The organism is Candidatus Nitronereus thalassa, from assembly GCF_032191465.1.
Taxonomy (GTDB): Bacteria; Nitrospirota; Nitrospiria; order Nitrospirales; family UBA8639; genus Nitronereus; species Nitronereus thalassa.
This window is the reverse complement of record NZ_JAQOUE010000001.1, coordinates 324,676-343,436: the sequence shown is the minus strand read 5'-3', so window position 1 is coordinate 343,436 and position 18,761 is coordinate 324,676. Positions and strand designations below refer to the sequence as shown.

At 47.1% G+C, this 18,761-nt stretch carries 20 protein-coding genes; 7 read left to right on the top strand and 13 right to left on the bottom strand.

Annotated elements, in window-relative coordinates:
- Positions 1-204 precede the first annotated feature (204 nt).
- The gene (locus PPG34_RS01780) at positions 205-3,168 is read left to right on the top strand and encodes a proline dehydrogenase family protein (RefSeq protein ID WP_313831418.1); all 2,964 of its coding nucleotides are present in this window, start codon (positions 205-207) and stop codon (positions 3,166-3,168) included.
- Here the strand turns inward: PPG34_RS01780 and PPG34_RS01775 are convergent.
- Complete coding sequence (locus tag PPG34_RS01775) at positions 3,061-3,963, bottom strand: hypothetical protein (RefSeq protein ID WP_313831417.1); 903 nt, start codon at positions 3,961-3,963, stop codon at positions 3,061-3,063. The genes PPG34_RS01780 and PPG34_RS01775 overlap by 108 nt on opposite strands.
- Before the next feature lie 261 nt (positions 3,964-4,224).
- Here PPG34_RS01775 and PPG34_RS01770 point away from each other — a divergent pair, with 261 nt between their 5' ends.
- Positions 4,225-4,974, top strand: coding sequence for an SDR family NAD(P)-dependent oxidoreductase (locus tag PPG34_RS01770; RefSeq protein ID WP_313831416.1), 750 nt, complete (start codon positions 4,225-4,227; stop codon positions 4,972-4,974).
- Positions 4,975-4,986: 12 nt separating this feature from the next.
- Complete coding sequence (gene bioD, locus PPG34_RS01765) at positions 4,987-5,748, top strand: dethiobiotin synthase (protein WP_313831415.1); 762 nt, start codon at positions 4,987-4,989, stop codon at positions 5,746-5,748.
- Here bioD and thiE read toward each other — a convergent pair.
- The 6 genes from thiE to PPG34_RS01735 form a co-directional block, all read right to left on the bottom strand.
- Complete coding sequence (gene thiE, locus PPG34_RS01760) at positions 5,720-6,358, bottom strand: thiamine phosphate synthase (RefSeq protein ID WP_313831414.1); 639 nt, start codon at positions 6,356-6,358, stop codon at positions 5,720-5,722. The two genes, bioD and thiE, sit on opposite strands and share 29 nt — an antisense overlap.
- Positions 6,359-6,372: 14 nt before the next feature.
- A complete protein-coding gene (gene accC, locus PPG34_RS01755; protein WP_313831413.1) occupies positions 6,373-7,722 on the bottom strand; it encodes an acetyl-CoA carboxylase biotin carboxylase subunit in 1,350 nt (449 codons plus the stop codon).
- A gap of 105 nt (positions 7,723-7,827) precedes the next feature.
- On the bottom strand, positions 7,828-8,301 hold the full coding sequence (gene accB, locus PPG34_RS01750; RefSeq protein WP_313831412.1) for an acetyl-CoA carboxylase biotin carboxyl carrier protein: 474 nt from the start codon (positions 8,299-8,301) through the stop codon (positions 7,828-7,830).
- 67 nt (positions 8,302-8,368) lie between these two features.
- A complete protein-coding gene (efp, locus tag PPG34_RS01745; protein ID WP_313831411.1) occupies positions 8,369-8,929 on the bottom strand; it encodes an elongation factor P in 561 nt (186 codons plus the stop codon).
- A 46-nt stretch (positions 8,930-8,975) separates the two neighbouring features.
- On the bottom strand, positions 8,976-9,437 hold the full coding sequence (aroQ, locus tag PPG34_RS01740; RefSeq protein ID WP_313831410.1) for a type II 3-dehydroquinate dehydratase: 462 nt from the start codon (positions 9,435-9,437) through the stop codon (positions 8,976-8,978).
- 193 nt (positions 9,438-9,630) lie between these two features.
- Positions 9,631-11,148: a DUF2779 domain-containing protein gene (locus tag PPG34_RS01735; protein WP_313831409.1), complete on the bottom strand. Its 1,518-nt coding sequence runs from the start codon at positions 11,146-11,148 to the stop codon at positions 9,631-9,633.
- A 150-nt stretch (positions 11,149-11,298) separates the two neighbouring features.
- Here PPG34_RS01735 and PPG34_RS01730 point away from each other — a divergent pair, with 150 nt between their 5' ends.
- On the top strand, positions 11,299-11,823 hold the full coding sequence (locus PPG34_RS01730; protein WP_313831408.1) for a DUF4112 domain-containing protein: 525 nt from the start codon (positions 11,299-11,301) through the stop codon (positions 11,821-11,823).
- A gap of 521 nt (positions 11,824-12,344) precedes the next feature.
- Complete coding sequence (locus PPG34_RS01725; RefSeq protein ID WP_313831407.1) at positions 12,345-12,653, top strand: hypothetical protein; 309 nt, start codon at positions 12,345-12,347, stop codon at positions 12,651-12,653.
- Positions 12,654-12,665: 12 nt separating this feature from the next.
- Here PPG34_RS01725 and hemW read toward each other — a convergent pair whose 3' ends face one another.
- The gene (hemW, locus tag PPG34_RS01720) at positions 12,666-13,841 is read right to left on the bottom strand and encodes a radical SAM family heme chaperone HemW (RefSeq protein ID WP_313831406.1); all 1,176 of its coding nucleotides are present in this window, start codon (positions 13,839-13,841) and stop codon (positions 12,666-12,668) included.
- A 202-nt stretch (positions 13,842-14,043) separates the two neighbouring features.
- Here hemW and PPG34_RS01715 point away from each other — a divergent pair, with 202 nt between their 5' ends.
- A complete protein-coding gene (locus tag PPG34_RS01715) occupies positions 14,044-15,054 on the top strand; it encodes a methyltransferase (protein WP_313831405.1) in 1,011 nt (336 codons plus the stop codon).
- Positions 15,055-15,077: 23 nt separating this feature from the next.
- Here the strand turns inward: PPG34_RS01715 and PPG34_RS01710 are convergent, their stop codons facing one another.
- Positions 15,078-15,629 (bottom strand): FKBP-type peptidyl-prolyl cis-trans isomerase, encoded by a 552-nt coding sequence (locus PPG34_RS01710; RefSeq protein WP_313831404.1) that lies wholly within the window; start codon positions 15,627-15,629, stop codon positions 15,078-15,080.
- A gap of 171 nt (positions 15,630-15,800) precedes the next feature.
- Positions 15,801-16,133, bottom strand: coding sequence for an STAS domain-containing protein (locus PPG34_RS01705; RefSeq protein ID WP_313831403.1), 333 nt, complete (start codon positions 16,131-16,133; stop codon positions 15,801-15,803).
- Between the two features lie 267 nt (positions 16,134-16,400).
- Here PPG34_RS01705 and PPG34_RS01700 point away from each other — a divergent pair, with 267 nt between their 5' ends.
- Positions 16,401-16,838, top strand: a complete 438-nt coding sequence (locus tag PPG34_RS01700) for a DUF5069 domain-containing protein (RefSeq protein ID WP_313831402.1) — start codon at positions 16,401-16,403, stop codon at positions 16,836-16,838.
- A gap of 24 nt (positions 16,839-16,862) precedes the next feature.
- Here the strand turns inward: PPG34_RS01700 and PPG34_RS01695 are convergent, their stop codons facing one another.
- The 3 genes from PPG34_RS01695 to PPG34_RS01685 are packed head-to-tail and all read right to left on the bottom strand — an operon-like array spanning position 16,863 to position 18,721.
- Positions 16,863-17,294 carry a cupredoxin domain-containing protein gene (locus tag PPG34_RS01695; RefSeq protein ID WP_313831401.1) on the bottom strand — a complete coding sequence of 144 codons (432 nt, stop codon included), beginning with the start codon at positions 17,292-17,294 and terminating at the stop codon, positions 16,863-16,865.
- Positions 17,295-17,297: 3 nt separating this feature from the next.
- Positions 17,298-17,666 (bottom strand): TfoX/Sxy family protein, encoded by a 369-nt coding sequence (locus tag PPG34_RS01690; protein ID WP_313831400.1) that lies wholly within the window; start codon positions 17,664-17,666, stop codon positions 17,298-17,300.
- A 53-nt stretch (positions 17,667-17,719) separates the two neighbouring features.
- Positions 17,720-18,721, bottom strand: a complete 1,002-nt coding sequence (locus PPG34_RS01685) for an endonuclease/exonuclease/phosphatase family protein (RefSeq protein ID WP_313831399.1) — start codon at positions 18,719-18,721, stop codon at positions 17,720-17,722.
- Between the last annotated feature and the right edge of the window lie 40 nt (positions 18,722-18,761).

Here is an 18,761-nt window from a genome sequence, read left to right as displayed (position 1 = left end):
GCACAGAAGTGGTCTCTTCGTAAGTCACCCACATTATCTAATTCCTCTTATTTTTGATCTCATATTCCCCCTGTTAGGATTTTTAGTTCTTCCCGAGAACTGTCTTTTGATTTTAAGGTCCCAAGACCATTCTCCTCCCTCTGTACTCTTACTCCGGACATACCGAAAAGGTATAATGTTTATGACAGACTAGGGAGGACGAATATGACCTCTGAAAATTTCCTCGAATCATCCATTCAACAAATCGGCCGAACCCTCGCCAAACATTCAAAGGCCAGTACCACAACAATACTTAGCCAACGCTGGTGGAACGACTTGCTTATGGACTGGGGGATGCGGGATGAGGACTTCAAGGTGCAATTGTTTCGATTTGTGGATGTTCTGCCTACACTAAAAACCGATGAACAATTTACTCGGGTACTCGCGGAATATTTTGGTAGTACGCCAATCCTTCCCAAACCATTGAAATGGTCCCTCAATAAACTTCCCAGTTTTTGGGTTGGGTCGCATATTGGGGCCCTGGTACTGCGTAGGCAATTCCTGCGTATGGCCCATACATTTATGGCCGGTGACTCCATGGCCAATGCAATGCCGGTTCTTGAGAAACTTTGGCGATCTGGGCGATGTGCCTCGGTTGACCTTCTTGGTGAGGCCACGGTAAGTGAGTCTGAATCAGATGCCTATCGAGATCATTGCCTCGATGCCCTTCGAGTGTTTCATGATCATGCTCAACGATGGCCCACTAATACACTATTGGAACAGGACCATCACGGCTTGCTTCCTCGGACCAATCTTTCAATTAAAATTTCTGCTCTCTATTCACAGCTTGACCCGGCTGACCCTGAAGGCAGTTTTGAAGGGGTGGCTTCCCGATTACGCCCCATCCTTAATCTTGCCACTCAACTTCCGGCTTCGATCACCTTCGATCTCGAGCAATACGAACTTAAAGATGTCACCTACGAAATCTTTATGCGTATTCTTTCTGAACCTGACTATCGCAATTTTCCTTATGCCGGAATTGCTCTCCAAACCTATCTTCGTGATGCCGACATCACGCTTGATCGATTAGTTGATTGGGTCCGTCAACGGGGCACCCCCATTACGATTCGATTGGTCAAGGGTGCCTATTGGGACGCAGAAAATATTCAAAACGAACAGCGTGGTTGGCCAATTCCCGTCTTACGGCACAAAGTAGAAACTGATGCCAATTTCGAATACATCAGCGGTAAACTATTTGCCCACCCCACCCTATTCCGCCCAGCCTTTGGTACTCATAATTTACGAAGCCTGGCCCATGCAGAAGCCATCGCCCAAGCAAATAACTTCGGCCCACAGGATTACGAATATCAATCGCTGTTCGGTATGGCCGAGAGCTTGCAACATGCTGTTGTGCAATATGGGCGCCGGGTTCGCGTGTACACTCCCGTGGGAGAACTCATACCAGGGATGGCGTACCTTGTTCGACGTCTGTTGGAAAATACATCGAATGAATCCTTCATTTCGAAGCAGCGAGATCACGAAACTCCCCTAGAGGTTTTATTGGCACCCCCACAACCCTTTTCTGTTTCGGGATCGCCCCCTCTGCCTCATTCTCAAAACGTCCAATCACCATTTGAAAATGAGCCACATACTGATTTTTCACGAGAACCAGCACGACAGGCCATGCGTCACGCTCTTGAGAAGGTCAAAAAGGAACTTGGGCAGACTATAATTTTTCCTGTCCCTTCCTCTCTTGGATCATTGAAAGACGAAATTGTCTCTACGAATCCAAGTAGACCAAAGGACATTATCGCGCGCATACCCATCTATGCTCCAACGCAAGTCGAGGCCGCCATTCAAGCCGCACAAAAAGCCTGGAAACATTGGCGGACTACGACGCCGGATACCCGTGCGGATTATTTGTGTCGAGTCGCCGAATTGATCCGTCAACGGCGCCATGAGTTGGTAGCTTGGGAAATCTTTGAAACTGGCAAACCCTGGCGAGAAGCCGATGGCGACATTGCCGAAGCCATCGACTTTCTCGAATTTTATGCTCGCGATATGCGTCGCTTGGGTCGCCCCCAACGACTTGGGCAAGCTCCTGGGGAGCTCAACCATCTCGAATGGCGTCCTCGTGGGCTTGCCGTGGTCATTTCTCCTTGGAATTTTTCATTAGCCATTCCCACCGGTCTTGTGTCCTCTGCCTTAGTCACAGGCAATGCAGTACTATTCAAACCTTCCGAACGTTCCCCGATGATGGGCTACCACCTGTTTCAACTATTCCAAGAAGCCGGCTTGCCTTCCGGCGTCCTTCACTTCATGCCTGGTGGACCTGAGGTTGGGAAAGCCCTGGTTTCGCATCCCCAAATTCACGTCATCGCCTTTACTGGATCCAAGGAAGCAGGACTGCACATCATCCAACAAGCCTCCAAAGTGGCACCAGGACAACATCATGTGCCTCATGCCATTGCAGAAATGGGTGGAAAAAACGCCATCATCATCGATGAGACCGCGGACTTGGACGAGGCTGTACAGGGAGTGCTCTATTCCTTTACAGGATATCAAGGCCAAAAATGCTCGGCATGTTCACGAGTCATTGCACTGGAGCCGGTATATGCAGACTTTATTGATCGGTTGACTCAAGCAGCTCGCAGCTTGAATGTGGGAGCTCCGGAAGATCCCAAAAATCATATGGGTCCCATGATCGACGAACGCGCATTGCTGAAGGTTCGGCAATATGTGGATATTGCTCATCAAGAGGGGAAAGTGCTGCTCGACCGGGTGATGGACCAAGAGGGGTGGTTTCAAGGTCCGGTGATCGTTGGGAACATTCAACCGCATCACCGACTGGCGCAAGAAGAAATTTTCGGACCTGTGGTATCCGTGTTAAAGGCCGAGTCATTTGAAGCCGCATTGACGATGGCCATGCAATCAGATTTTGCACTCACTGGAGGAATTTATTCGCGAAGCCCCATGAATATCCAAAAGGCTCGGGAATCATTCGACGTGGGAAACTTTTACATCAATCGACCCATCACAGGATCACTGGTTGGCCGTCAACCCTTTGGCGGACATCGTCTGTCAGGGGTGGGCACCAAGGCGGGAGGGGAAGGGTATCTGCAACAATTCATGGTCCAACGTGTGACGAGTGAGAACACCATGCGACGTGGATTTGCTCCGACTCAATAATTGAGTGCCTCCTCGTAATTTGGCTTCCACAAGTTCTTCAGTAATTTCAATAATTCGATCTTTCCCACTTTGAGGATTGGGAATCATTTGACGCTCGGCATATTTCACCAAACCAACTCCTTTGACAAACCATATAGTCATGGAGTCGAATCCTTTCACTTGCGTACCTGCCCGGGATAAATGTACCAGCAGCTTCATTTGGGCTTCCATGCGCACAGCATTCTTATAGGTTCCAAGGGGAACCGTGATCGGCTCCTGACCATGAATAGTCACGGTCGCCAAGACGTCCACTTTCTCCGCTTGGCCGTCATGATCAAGATCCAATCCAAGATTTAACCCTGTACGATTCAGTTGTTCAAACGAACTCGGAATTTCTAACGGAAATCGCACGATTTGGTAGGGCACTAATTGTTGTTCTAACATCGTCCCCGGCTTAGAGCCGTAATAACGTATCCCTGCAGCATCCCGAAGATAATAACTGTCCGTCGGATTTTGATTGCCAGGATTGGTATCATGAAAGACCGTCACCTGGACACCATCTTTCATTTCCATCCCGGTCACGGAAGATATATTCTCAAAGGTGGAATCCGCAATCTGGTTCACATTCCCTTCAACAATACGACCTTGATAACGCCATTCGTTGCCGATTTGATCGGGAAAAAACTCCTCCGCCTGATGAATGAGCGTAGGTCCGGGCTGACCATAGGCCAATCCCAAACTCAGCAGCAATGCCAACCCAAGGCCTCCAGCAGAGATCCTAGCCCATTTGACCTGAACCTGTAGGTTATAATGCACGAAACAACCTCCTACCATTTATATTTCAAAACAGGTTTTTAGAAATTTTTTATTCCTCAACATGGCGTATTCAATGAAAATTGGAAATGGTGTTTGATCTGATATTCGGCGGGAATTCCCTCTCTTCCACTTAAAATCAAACTACCATAGGGATCTTGCTGCTGCAAGATATCGACCCTTGGAAAAGTTTGCCTTCCCACTAATGGTTAGTGATAATCACGGAATCTTGGCCAACCACGAACCTACGATTTATCCTGTCCTATGAATGCCCACAATTCAAACTCGACAATCGATCCCAAGACCGTACTCGTCATGGGTGGCTCTGGGGTCATTGGAGGCGCCATATGTATGAGATTTGCCGAAATGAATTGGAAAGTCGGCATCCATTACCATCAACACGATGATTCAGCCAAAAAGATCTACGCACATTTTTATGACCAAGAAGAAACCCACTCCCTATACCATGCGGATGTTCAAGACCCGCAACAAGTCGCCAATGCGATTAATCGATTCATGGAGCATTGGGGCAAAATCGACGTATTGATTTGGTCCGTGGGGGAAACCAAGAATTTGGCCACCATTCGCACATCCCCCGAACAATGGAATACGCTCATTCAAATCAACCTCACGGGATTATTTTTTTGTTTGCGACAGGTAGGATCAATTTTTCATAACCAAGGATACGGATCAGTCCTTGTCGTGAGTTCCCTTGCCAGTACTCAAGGAGACATCGGACAAACAGCTTACGCAGCAACAAAAGCGGGAATATTAGGATTGATACGATCGGCAGCCCATGAATGGGGAAAAAGTAATATTTGCGTCAATGCCGTGTTCCCAGGATGGCACCCTTCAATACTATCTGGTGATGCCTTCCCTTCACCAGAAACATTAAATGATCATTTGCTTGGCCGAACCCCAAACCTTCGAGAAACTGCGGACCATATTTTTCACTTGGCCACGTCCAAAGATATTTCAGGCCAATGTTTCAATCTCGACAGTCGAATCTGGTGAAGACCTTTGTCCATGAGTAACCTTTCCCACCATAACCCACCTCGCAGAAGGAGTATTTTCATTACCGGAAACGACACTGGAGTTGGTAAGACCGCCGTCACCGCAGCACTGGGCATGGCCCTCCAACATCAGGGGTTCCGCGTGGAAGTCATGAAACCTATAGAAACAGGAGTCGAAACTTCCCTCAAAGACCCGAGGGATGACGCCTCACGGTTACAGAGCTTATTCAATAGCCCCTCCCCACCCGACAAGCCCTCTCTTTATCAATATCGCGAACCGATTGCCCCATTGGCCGCCAGTCGGAAACATCACCAACCCATCGACCTCTCACATATCGTCACGACCCATGAAGAACTCTTACGAACTAGCGATTTCGTCTTGGTGGAAGGCGCTGGTGGAGTCATGGTCCCGCTCACGACACAAGAAACCGTGAGAGACTTAATTCGACATCTTCAAATCCCCTGCATCGTCGTTAGCCGTCCCACGCTAGGCTCCGTGAACCACACATTGCTATCGCTTCATGCTTTACGGGATCTGGACATTGAGGTCCTTGGGGTCGTCCTTAATCAATCATCAGCCCCTCAAAATAACAACGATGAACGACTTCAAAGGGATTCGACGATTCAATTAATACGAGAATTGAGTGGCACTCCCGTAGTGGGACCCATCGCATTTGAACCCTTATTCAAAAGTGAGTGGAAGCAAGGGGTGAGCAAGCTGGCGAGCGATCCAGCTATTACCCAACTCAGGAGTATTTTGCAGGAAAAAACTTGACTAAGTGTTGAAGTGTTTGTTGAATATTTTCCGAACGATACACCACCGAAGCAACAGCCACACCATTGGCCCCTGCCTGTTGAATTGCTGGTACAACATCTAGCGAAATCCCGCCGATAGCAAAAATAGGCAATGTTGTTAAATTGCGAACGTAGGACAACCCTTCAACCCCTACAACGGGTTCGTGATCAGCCTTTGTTGAGGTTGGAAAGATCGGGCCGAAGCCGAGGTAATCCGCACCTTCTGCCATCGCGGCTTTTACTTCTTCTGGTCGATGGGTAGAGATGCCGATAATTTTTTCGTGACCTAGAATTTCTCTTGCCAGGTCTATTGGGAGATCCTCTTGCCCAAGATGCACTCCATCCGCTTCAAGCGATAAGGCTAAATCGCACCGATCATTCACAATAAAGATAGTTTCCATGTCTAATGCGGCTTGTCGCAAAGGTTTCGCCTTTTGATACGCATCACGCATCGAATCTATCTTGTTTCGGTATTGAAACAGACGCACGCCACATTGTGCCGCGATTTCAAGCACTCGAAGTAGAGAAACTTGTGAAGCCCATTGTTCGTCTAAAAGAAGATAGGCACCATGAAGGTTAAAGGTAGGCACGGCGTGAAGAAAATTTACGATCGGCGGTTGGCCATAAACCGTTCCAAAAACCCCGTGGAGACTCGGCCCTTTTGAAAGTCCGGATCGCCCAGTATCAATCGCAAAATAGGAAGTGTCGTTTTTACCCCCTCAATGATAAATTCATCGAGTCCTCGCTGAGCCCGTGCTAAAGCCTCTTCCCGATCACGCCCATAACTAATCAGCTTGGCAATCAGGGAATCATAACTCGGATCAACATACCCCGGGGACTCCATGGCCGTATCGACCCGAATGCCTGGACCTCCTGGTGCATAAAAACGGGGAACCGGACCAGGACTTGGCGTAAACGTATCCGAGCATTCGGCATTGATTCGACATTCAAAACTATGGCCAATCATGCGTACATCTTTTTGCCGAATCGTCAAAGGAAGCCCCGCCGCAATACGAATTTGCTCTTTGATCAAATCAATACCCGTCACCATTTCCGTAATCGGATGTTCCACCTGAATCCGTGTATTAATCTCCATAAAATAAAATTTTCGACTTTGGTCTAACAAAAATTCCACGGTCCCGGCATTTCGATAATGCACAGACTTCACCGCTTTGACTGCCACCTTTCCCATTTCCTGGCGCAGAGACTCATCGACGGCTGGCGAGGGAGACTCTTCAACCAACTTCTGATACCGCCTTTGCACGGAACAGTCCCGTTCGCCTAAGTGCACAACATGACCATGTTCATCGGCCAACACTTGGATTTCAATATGACGCGGATCAATAAAGAACTTTTCGAGGTATACCCCGTCAGACCCAAATACCGCACGGGACTCGACTTGGGCCGCAAGAATCGCTCGATCCAAATCCTCTTCTCTCGTAATGACCCGCATACCTCGCCCGCCTCCGCCGGCTGAGGCTTTCACAATCACCGGATAGCCGACTTTATTGGCAACACGTCGCGCATCATCCAGATTATCGATTTCTCCCTCACTACCCGGCATCACGGGAATGCCATGTTTTATCATGGTTTCTCGCGCCTTGGATTTATCCCCCAGCAAGGAAATATGTTTCGAGGAGGGTCCGATAAAGGCAATGCCGATAGATTCACAGACTTCGGCAAAGTGGGCATTTTCGGAAAGAAACCCATAGCCCGGATGAATGGCATCCGCTCCGGTGATTTCGGCCGCACTTAAGACATTGGGAATATTCCGATAACTCAGTGCACTATCTGCAGGCCCCACACAGACCTGTTCATCCGCATGGCGCACATGCAGAGACCGGGAATCAGCTTCCGAATAAATGGCTACCGACTTAATGCCCATTTCTCGGCAGGCTCGAATAATTCGAAGCGCAATTTCCCCGCGATTTGCAATGAGAATTTTCTTAAACACCTTGATCCTTTACCTACACACTTTCAATATCGTTTCCGGGACGCGAAAGAAAAATTGAGGAATTCATGAATGGGGTCACATTGAGCCCCCCAATGCATCATGGTGCTAGGAAGTGGTAATGGGGTCTATTAAAAATAAAGGTTGGCCATATTCCACTGAGGCCCCACTTTCAACAAGCGCTTTGACCAGACGCCCATCGGCTTCGGATTCGATCTCGTTCATTAACTTCATCGCCTCGACAATACAAAGAACCTGTCCCTTACTCACAATATCATTTTCTTCCACATAGGCATCCGCATCAGGAGATGGTGAACGATAAAAGGTACCGACGATGGGAGATGTGACGGTTAAGAGTCTGGCATTGCCAACATCGGAGGATTCCTTAGGAATTTGAGGGGCAGTTTCCCCACCAGACTCTATCACGGGAGGAGCCGATACTGGCGGAGTGGAAATCATTGGCGCATGATCTCTCCGAATTCGAATCCGCAAATCTTTGCGTTCAACCTCGATCTCCGTCAAATTTTGATCGGTAAGAATTTGAACGAGGTCTTGAATCTCTTTACGTTGTTCACTTCTCATAAGAACCTGATTTTTTAAAAATTACTCCCTTTTCAAAAAAATGAAATCGGCGCCATCTCCATTAAGATTACCGTACCCGTTCAACATATTCTCGGCTTCTGGTGTCAACTTTTATAACTTCGCCAGATTCCAAATAGAGAGGAACCTTTATCGTGGCCCCTGTTTCCACAACGGCAGGCTTGGTTCCCCCACTCGCCGTATCACCACGAACCCCAGGGTCAGTTTCCACGACTTTAAGCTCCAAAAACGTCGGCAACTCTACAGAAATGGGCTTTCCTTGATAGGTCAAAATTTGAACAATGGTTTCTTCTTTCAGTAAATCGGTATTATCTCCAAGTTGACTTTTTTCATAGGTCACCTGTTCATAAGTGCTGGTATCCATAAACGTATAGGAGTCGCCGCTTCCATACAAAAACTGCATGGCAAATTCCTCGATATCCGGCTCATTAAATTTTTCACCAGATCGAAACGTGCGTTCCAGGACTTGTCCTGTTTTCAGATTTTTCACTTTGGTCCGGACAAAGGCCCCGCCTTTGCCAGGTTTCACATGTTGAAACTCGACAATGTAAAATGGCGCGCCATCAATCTCAAGCCTGACGCCATTTCTAAATTCAGATGTTGAAATCACAATATCTCATCCTTTTCAATGCTGATGATCTCCCTCGACCGTTTCCTTACGATGAGGGTGAAGATTGTAGTTTTGATTGGATATGATCAAGGGCAGCCTGCACCCCTAATAAGTAGCTGGTTGAGCCAAAACCGCTGATCTGCCCAAGCGCCACTCCTGCTAAATAGGAGTGCTGTCTGAATTCTTCTCGCTGATAAATATTTGAAAGATGGACCTCTACGGTCGGCATCTCCGCACTTAAGACCGCATCTCGTAAGGCGATACTGGTGTGAGTATAGGCAGCGGGATTGATGACAATAGCGTCAAACTGCCCCCTGGCCTCCTGGATCCAGGTGACCAATTCCCCTTCACGATTGGATTGTTTAGCTTCGAGGTGAACCCCGGCATCCTTGGCCCATGTGGCAAGCATACCATTGATATCATTGAGGGTTTGAGTTCCGTAAATATTCTCTTCACGCACCCCAAGCATATTTAAGTTTGGACCGTGCAAGACCAGAATCCGAATCATGATCACAGTTTATGAGTGTGTGAATAAGGGAAGCATGCGTCGGGTACGGAGGGACTTGGCACTGGCAATTCTTTCACCGCGCATGCCCAATAGTATGACATGTGGGCCGATTCTAACAAGGTGGTCACATTGGGTCAATGGAGGAGATTTGGGCTCAGGGTCATCGACATTTAAGCCTGCAGCCCATTCAACATCAAGCAGAATGAGTCGGTGATGTTGGGGAAGGCGCCATGCGTCGTGCCTTCTCAGCCAACACCCGACGCAATTCCACCATTCCCAAGGTATCTCGCGCACAATATTCGTGTAGTGCTGCCTCTAATCTCTGCTGTTCCACCCAATCGGTTTCCCGAAAAACCATCTGATGATAGATGCCAGATGCTGAGGCTCCATTTTGGATTTCTAAATTCGAATAACTTAACGAAGGCACCAATGTGGGCAATACCGACTTTATAGAAAACGACCCTCCGAAACCGGGGTGGTAATAATGTGATTGAATCACCGCCAGAAGGTCCCACAGGCGGCGGGTTAACTGAAGGAGTTCGGTACGCAACGATGGCAAAGCTTCGGCCAGTGCTGTTAATACATATTTTTCATAATCGGAATACACACAAATACTTCCGACTGTCCCCAAGGAATCGAGAAGAGCCCGAGCCAAATCCTCCCTCGGGTCGTGCGGATCGGTACATAAATAGGTCTCGTGGCGTAATTGAAAGTTCTCAAATTCCACATGATTCGACCATTGGGTGGGAATTGGTTGGTAAGGACGAGTTCGTGGGTACAGGGGAATCGCCGGCATGAATGTTTCAAAATCCAAATGATGTACAGGATATTCCACCGATGACAAAATGTGTGGAAGTTCAGGGGAAATCCACTCGACATTATCTTTCATGCGCTGCTGCAAGGCCGACAATTTTATCCGGGAGGGAATATCGTCGATTCGCTCGATTCCCTGCTTCATCATTCGTCTGACCACGTCCTTTGTCCCGGGCAAATAAAAAATCCATCGTTCAGATTTTCCCTTGGTGCAATGATCCCAAAAGGGACACTCATAAGGCGTATGGCAATGGCCATCTGGCTCTCTCTCCGGAGGATTTTCCCTCAACAACAGGGCGCGCATGCGTTCTAATTGACTGGGAATTTCAAGTAATCGCGGGAGTATGGCTTCCGTAAGATCCTCAATGGCAAAGAGCTGCCGAAGATCCACCTCATCCCCCTGATAGACATAATGCCGATTCATGTGCATTAAACAAATGTTGGAGATGGCAATTCCCGCCCCCTGTAACACATAGGCCTGAACAGCCAAATCATCAAAATGGACAGCCTTCACCCGGGAAGACGCCTTGACCTCGATGAGCCGCCAGGTCTGCTCCGCGGTTCTTTCGAGAATATCGACTCGGATAAGGGTTCCTTCATATTGAAATGCTGCTTCAAAAATCGCGGGAATGTCAGGGTTGGCCATGAGGGTCGCCGTCCGTTCCAAAGCTGCTCCGGATTGACGATATCCCTCGGTCACGAGTTGCCCACCAGGAAAACATAATTGGGCCGTATCACCAATGTGCCGCCCCATATCCAGCATGGCTTGACGTTGGCCATCGATCTCACTGGCTAATTCAGGAGCATGCGCTTCAAAATACAGCCTTTTTTCGCATTGTAGACCAGAGAGAAAACGGGATTTTGACAAACGGGGTGGGCGCGGAATAAAGGTATTCATGAATACGATCTATTGAAATTATAAACGTTTTTCACCCAAGACCCTACAGTGCCCCTCAATTCGGACAAGTGTCAAGAGAATCTTGTCGGTTGAATGAAGCCCTCATCGGGCGTTACCATTTCTCTACCATAGAGATACAGAATTTTGAATATGGATGATCAGACAAAATATAGAAGACCGACGGTTGAACCAGTTCTTGAAGAAGACCAGGATCGCGAACAAATTCGAGCCTTCGCCGATTTTATCGCACGTCTCATGGATTCCGCATTTTTGATCCCAGGGACACGCATACGAATCGGCCTAGACCCCCTGCTCGGCCTTCTTCCCGGTGCCGGGGACATTATCGCTAATCTGATTGGTTCCTCAATCCTATTTCTCGCCACCCAATTACAGGTTCCCAAAATTATTATGGTACGAATGGCGCTCAACATGGGACTGAATACCGTCATTGGCGCCATACCGGGCTTTGGAGACTTGTTTTCAGTTTGGTTTCGCAGCAATGAAAAAAACGCACAATTGTTGCGCCGGCATACTACCCGCAGCGCCTCCCCTACCACATCAGGAGACTGGGTGTTTGTGATAGGACTGACCTTGCTCCTCTTTATTTCTGTGGGAGCAATCCTTACTCTGATCGTCTTGGGAATTCAAAGCATATGGAAATTTGGGGGATCCTAGCTAACATTTCAAAGGGGAATAATTTCTCCTAATTCCATATTCTTCTGTACTTATGGGAATAATCCCAAACGTCAATGAAAAAACCCTGCTGAATTCTGTGGATAACGATTTCTATACTCTATTCTTCCATTCAAGTCTTACTTTTAGTTTTCTGTGACTTCATTTACAACACCCAGTCAACACTTCATATAATAAACAGCTTAATATGCTTGTAAAATATGGACGAAATGCAATTACCTAAAGAATAACTTAAATTTTTTAAAATAGAAATATTTCGTGTATTTTTTAATGCAGTTTCCACAACTTCTGTTGATCCAATGTGGATAACCATGTTTATAAAAACCCACCAACCAAGAACCAAGCTGAACCTAGCAAAATGCCTAATTTTTAAGCATCTAAGTAGTAAAGAAAAGAGAGCTTTTGTATGACGCTTGAGAGTTTTTAGGTGAGATGCATACAATGAATCCCATTCACAATATCACGGCTTTTTATCATGATAACCCCCTCTTGATATTTTCCTTATGGAACCACAAGAAATCCAGCGGGTAATCCAGTACGTCACCGCACGAACATCTCACAGTCGAGACACCATCGAAGATATTGTCGAAACCGGCCTCCAGGAATTGACCAGCCTGGCTCAGACATCAACACAAACATTTGATCGAGAACATTTGTTGGAATATGTTTGCCAATGGACCATTCGGCGGACCAAACACCCAGAACCGATGATCCGCGAAATCTTAGAATGCTCTGGGAAATGGCTTGATGATTTGTGTCGAACCATGGACAAGAAGGATTCGGAAGAAGTCAGTCAACCGGATCAGAATTAACCTGGCCGATAGCTATAACAGCGTTACTGCCACGTTATCGGCGAATTGAATCCCTTTATTCGTTAAATGCATACATCCCTCAGCCTCCGCCAGTAGTCCCTGACTTTTCAAGGTATTTAAGGCCCGATCCCATTGAACATCCCCACGGGAAAGATTCTGAATATGTTCCATAGGTACGCCCTGAATCGTTCTTAGACCAAAAACAATAAGCTCACGCTGTATTTCTTGGGGATCGAGCACTTCGACTTGCTCCACAGGGACGGCCCCTCCAGCTAATGTGGAGCCATACAAGTCGAGATCCGCTAAATTCCCAAATCGTACCCCACTGACAAAGGACTGTGCGCTGGGGCCTAATCCTAAATACGAATCACCTTGCCAATACCGAAGATTATGGTGACACGGAAAACCCTGACGACAGAAATTGGAAATTTCGTATTGTTGATACCCGGCTACCGTTAGGTACTCACGTGTAAACTCTGCAAGCCTGGTTTGCATTTCCTCATCGGGAGCACACAGAGTCCCACCCTCTACCTTTTCGTACACTTGCGAACCTTCATCAACGGTAAACGCATAACAAGACAGATGAGTCGGTGCCAAGGTTATCGTGACGTCTAGAGTGCGCTTCCAGGAAGGAGTGGTATGTCCGGGAAATCCATACATGAGGTCCAGGCTGATATTCTCAAATCCAGACTGACGAGCCGCTTCCACCGCCGCATGGGTGGTAAGGCTCATGGATCGCCCCCCCAATTGAAGCAATTCTCGATCATCAAATGATTGAGCCCCTATGCTGAGCCGATTGAAACCACCGGATCGTAGCGAATCTAAATCTTCACGATTCATTGCCCCAGGGTGAGCCTCCAGAGAGATTTCAGCATCACTTTGAACTGAAAAGTTGGAGTGTATTCCATCCAAAATATGAAGCAGTTGCCTGGAGGACAACACCGTCGGCGTTCCTCCCCCGAAATACACTGAAGTGACGGGAACATTTTCCAATCCAACCTTTTTTCCATACAATGTAATTTCCCTTTCCAGCCCTGTCAGGAAGGCCAGAATCTTTTCTTCCTGTTGTATCTGCACATAGAAAGCACAAAATTGGCATCGAACCCGACAAAAGGGAATGTGAATGTACAACCCCAGACTCGGGTTCGATTGTTTAGAAAGAATTTCTTGCAAAGATGTACTGTTCATTTACAACCTCAAATCGAGTGTACTGAGGGGGATACATCAGCGCAACCGCTTCTCCGTTCGTACACAAACCACACGCTTCTTGCTCCTCGAACATCATTGGGGTAAAACCAATATGATGAATGCCCCCTTCTTCTTACGACATATTTTTAATGGTATTGTCTGAATTTTCCAAATCCTGACCATTTCAAAAGGAAGTATCCTCATGCCTCCCATCCCAACACCAGAAAAAATCATGCAACTTGGCATGGCATTTTGGGGAGCCAAGACCTTGCTCAGTGCCGTGGAACTGGAAGTGTTTACCGTCCTAGCGAAGCACCCTTTAGATGCTGACACCTTACAACAACAGCTCTGCCTTCATCCTCGAAGCGCACGAGATTTTTTTGATGCGTTAGTCGCATTAGGCATGTTGGAACGCCATGGGGGGAAATACTCCAATACTTCAGATGCCGACCAATTTCTGGATAAGGCAAAACCCTCATACATTGGTGGATTTTTGGAAATGTCCAATGCAAGGTTGTATCGATTTTGGGGATCGCTCACCGAGGGGCTCAAAACCGGAAAGCCGCAAAATGAAGCAAAAGAAGGAGGAAATTTTTTCGAAACGCTCTATAGCGATCCAGCCAAACTGAAAAGTTTTTTGCAATCCATGACCGGCATTAGCATGGGAGCCAGTATGGCCATTGCCCGAAAGTTTCCTTGGGCAAAATATCAGACCTATGTGGACATTGGCTCGGCTCAAGGCGGACTGATTGCACAAGTGGCGAAAGCCCATCCACATCTTACGGGTGGGGGCTTTGATTTACCCCTCACTGGAACAATCTTTGAAGAATACCTCGCCTCGTTTGGGCTCAGCGACCGGTTTAAGTTTATACCTGGAGACTTTTTCCACGATCCGTTACCTCACGCCGATGTCTTATCCATGGGACATATTCTGCATGATTGGGATCTGGCGCAAAAGAGAATGTTGTTGAAAAAAGCCTATGATGCCTTGCCTGCGGGCGGTGCCTTAATAGTGTTCGAAGCACTGATCGACGATGAACGGCGTGAGAATGCCTTTGGACTGCTCATGAGTCTTAATATGCTAATTGAATTACCTGGAGGCTTTGATTACACCGGGGCAGATTGTTGTGGCTGGATGAAAGAAACAGGATTTCGAGAAATGCGAGTTGAGCACCTGGCCGGTCCGGATTCGATGGTGATCGGAATTAAGTAAGTCTACCGTAATAGCCCCATGGGTTATTCATGATGCGGAGGAACCTCGGGTTTTTTAATGTCCAAGACCCTCACATCAAAATACAACACTTTTCCTGCTAAAGGATGATTGTAATCAAGAATGACTTCAGTCTCCCTAATTTCCTTGATGCGGGGATACAGCGGACGCCCCGTACTATCCCGGCCTTCAACAATGGCCCCCACATGTAACGATTCTTGGGGAATACGCGCCCGATCCGCCTCCATAAACGCATGTTCATCGATAGGTCCGTACCCATCTTCTGGCTGGACGATAATTTTCTTGGACTCCCCCACCCCTAATCCTTCAAGACCATTTTCAAGGCCAGGCATCAATTGTTCAAGACCATGAAGATAGGAAATCGGCTCACCATCAACATTGGAATCCAATATTTTTTGGTCATCTAAGCGGAGAGTATATTCAAAAGATACCTGTTTGCCGGCCCTCACCGTGGGACTACTTTGGCTTTCTGCATTAACTGGTGAAATAGAATTCACCCAAAACAACAGTCCAATCAGCACCATCCATCGAACCAAAAATAATTGACCACCTATCATCACCGGCTCCTTCCCATTCACATGGACACAATAATTCTCAAGGTTGAAACCAAGGCCACTTTTTCAGGCGTAATTCTTCTTTGATTCCAAGCCGCTCTTTAGTCTAACAAATTACGAAGCAATCGCGTCAAAGGTCAGAGATAGAAGTTTAATTAACGAATTTTTGAAAGGTTAGGCGGCTTTCAATGCCTCTTGCTCGGTGGAGAAGTAATCGACAAACGCGGGAATATTGGTGGGTTCTAACTTTTTGCGGATAAAGGGTTGGGGGTTGACTAAACTTAATCGAATCCCCTGTTGCCGAAGCTGCAGATAACTGAAAAACAGTTTCACAATGATCCATGGTTCTGCACCAACCATTTGGCTTAGATTCAAAACAATATGTCGCCGTTGCGCAACTTGCGCCGCAAGAAAAGCGGCTTCCAGCACCTTCCATTCTGATGGGTCAATTTCACCAGAAAGAGAAATCACCCGGGCATCTTTTTCCCAGTAACCAGAAATCTCCATACGGTCCCTCCTTAAAGAATGACCTCCACAGGCAAGCGTTTACTTGATTTATTAACAAATATTGATTCTTCGCTTCCTATTCATTCCTAGTAGGAAGCAAGCCCCGTGCCGAAAGGGACCAGGATGTGAAAATCCTGGCTCAATCAGGCTTCCATTGACTATTCGATCTTCCATTTTGGCATAGCTGTTCCTTGCTCCAACCTCTAAAGTCTTGCTATGACAATGAAACCTCAGAGAAGAAAAATTCATCCGACAAGGAGCATTCTAATGAGCACGTCAGCCTATCCCCGAAGTCCCAAAGAACAACTCGGTGGCCTCTGCCATCTCGGTCGATTAATTGATAAAATTCGAATGCGTCATTCTGGACTTCTACAAGAATACAATTATCTGACCACCGGATTCGATAAATATTTGCTTGATTATTTGGGGATCAAGGGAGACGTGCTAGAACAGCGTGTCCTTGAAGGTGGAACGGACGAGGAAATCCTGGCATGGGTTCAGGGTCATGGAAAATCCATGACAGAAGAGGAAAAAAGGCAATGGAATGAGATGGTCCTCAATGGAGAGCCAAAGAATGACATGGCTCAAGGACGCTTCAACGCGCTTCTGACTGGCATCGCTGAAAAACGAGGTGTATCAGTCGACCAATTACCCAAGATTACGAAATGGGTCGAGGCAATCGATCTCGACGAAGAACGGCTATAAAGATAAGTCTACAGGTCCCTTCTCTCACTCGACCAACAAGGTAGCTTTCATCCCTCGTTCGATATGGCGGGGCTTTCCACAGACAATCGTATAGCTTCCAGGCTGAGCCGGTACCACAAACCTGCCTTCCTTCGTCGCCCCCGGACCTGATTCAATTTCCCAATAGACTTTGCTTTCGTCATCGTCATCAAATGGCAAAACAACCTCAGCCCCCTGTTTAAGTAACACCCATTCATGCTCTTGAACCCCGTGATTCATAAACGTTATGGATACTGGCTGTCCTGATTGAAGAGTCCAGATATTGGGCATAAATTTAAAATCCGTGGCCGTCACGGAAATCTGATGTGTTGGACCCTTTGCCTTTGCATGGAGGCCAATCCCACTCAGTCCGATCAACAGCATAACCAACAAGCTAAGTCGCAGCCCCCACAGTTTCTTAAACATTTGATCGTTCATTAATTAATTTCTCCCCCACGCTCTGGATTTTTGAGATTTGGGCTTCTTCAGAGTCTTTGCCCGAACGGCGACATCATATGACCGTTTCGCCCAAATGGCCGCCTCTTGAGGATCGTCTAACAGTTCATCAGGGGCCAAGTGATAGGACATCTTCACCATTTTATCACCTTTGTCATATTCAAAGGGTCCTAAGCCTTTGGTTTCAAAAACTTTCGCGGTCTCGGTATCTGTTTTCAAGTATAACCGATCATCGGCGACCAATCCGAACATCACTCCTTGGTGATAGATGCCATACCCGCCAAACATTTTGCGGGCTTGTATCTGGCCGAAATCAATAAAGACCTCTTTCAGATATTCAACGAACTCGCTCATCAAAACGCACTTCTCATAAACGCAAAATATTTACCTACTTCAGTCATCCATCACTATACATTCAGATTAATACTAATAGGAAAATGATCGGAAGCCTTCAAGAGATCAACCTTGAAAGGCTTAGCCACATCATTCTCATAGGGATTCCAAATTTGATACGGTGTCTGCCCTGACGTTTTCAGACCAGAAGAAATAAGAATATGATCGATCAGCACGTTAATATAGGTTTCCGTGATTCGATCCTTAAACCGCACCGACGAAGGCGCCCACCCTAAATTTCCCCATTTCGGTTTGCCCGCATGATTGCGAAGAAGTCGTTCGGGTTCAAAAATGCTTCCCATCAGGATTTCTACCCCACTGCGACCATACCGCATTTCATATTCGTCCATCCCGGGTCCATCATTGATATCCCCCATCACCACGACGTGATACCCCTTGTCGAGCCATTCATCCACACGACGGCGAATCCAGCTGCATTCCGCAAAAATTTTCAGGCGATTCCGCCGCGACTCACGTTCCAGGTGCACCATGTCGACGCTACTGAAGATACCCTTGGATTTCGTATGAGCAACGATGACCCGAAATTCATTTCCAGATGCCTTTACTTTCACTTTGACTTCAAGCGGAGGGCGATAGTGGTTGTATAATTCTTTGATACGATCATCGTCTGTATCAAACTGGTACTCCCCATTAAACCGCGGATTGGACTTTGAAGTCGTTGAGCCTCCAGGAGCATGCGACACCGTCAGAATGGCAGGATCATACAAAACGGCAATTTCCTGCGCGCCGCCGGAAATATATCCGACCTTAGCTTTGCTGGTGCGAAGTCCGAAATGAGAAGCAAAATTTTCAAGTTTCGTGACCGTAGACTGTGTTCCCGTGGAGGTAGAATTCGGAGCCTCAGTAATCCCAATCAAATCGGGATTGACCTGCTTCAACACCCTATGAATCGCCTCTAAGCGTTCCACTGACTCCTGGCCGGTTTTCATGGAGTTATTGGTATTAAAAAGATGATTAAACCACTCAATGTTATAGGAACACAGCCGAATCGCCATGGCACCCCCTTTGGGTTACATCATAGATGAATGAGATATG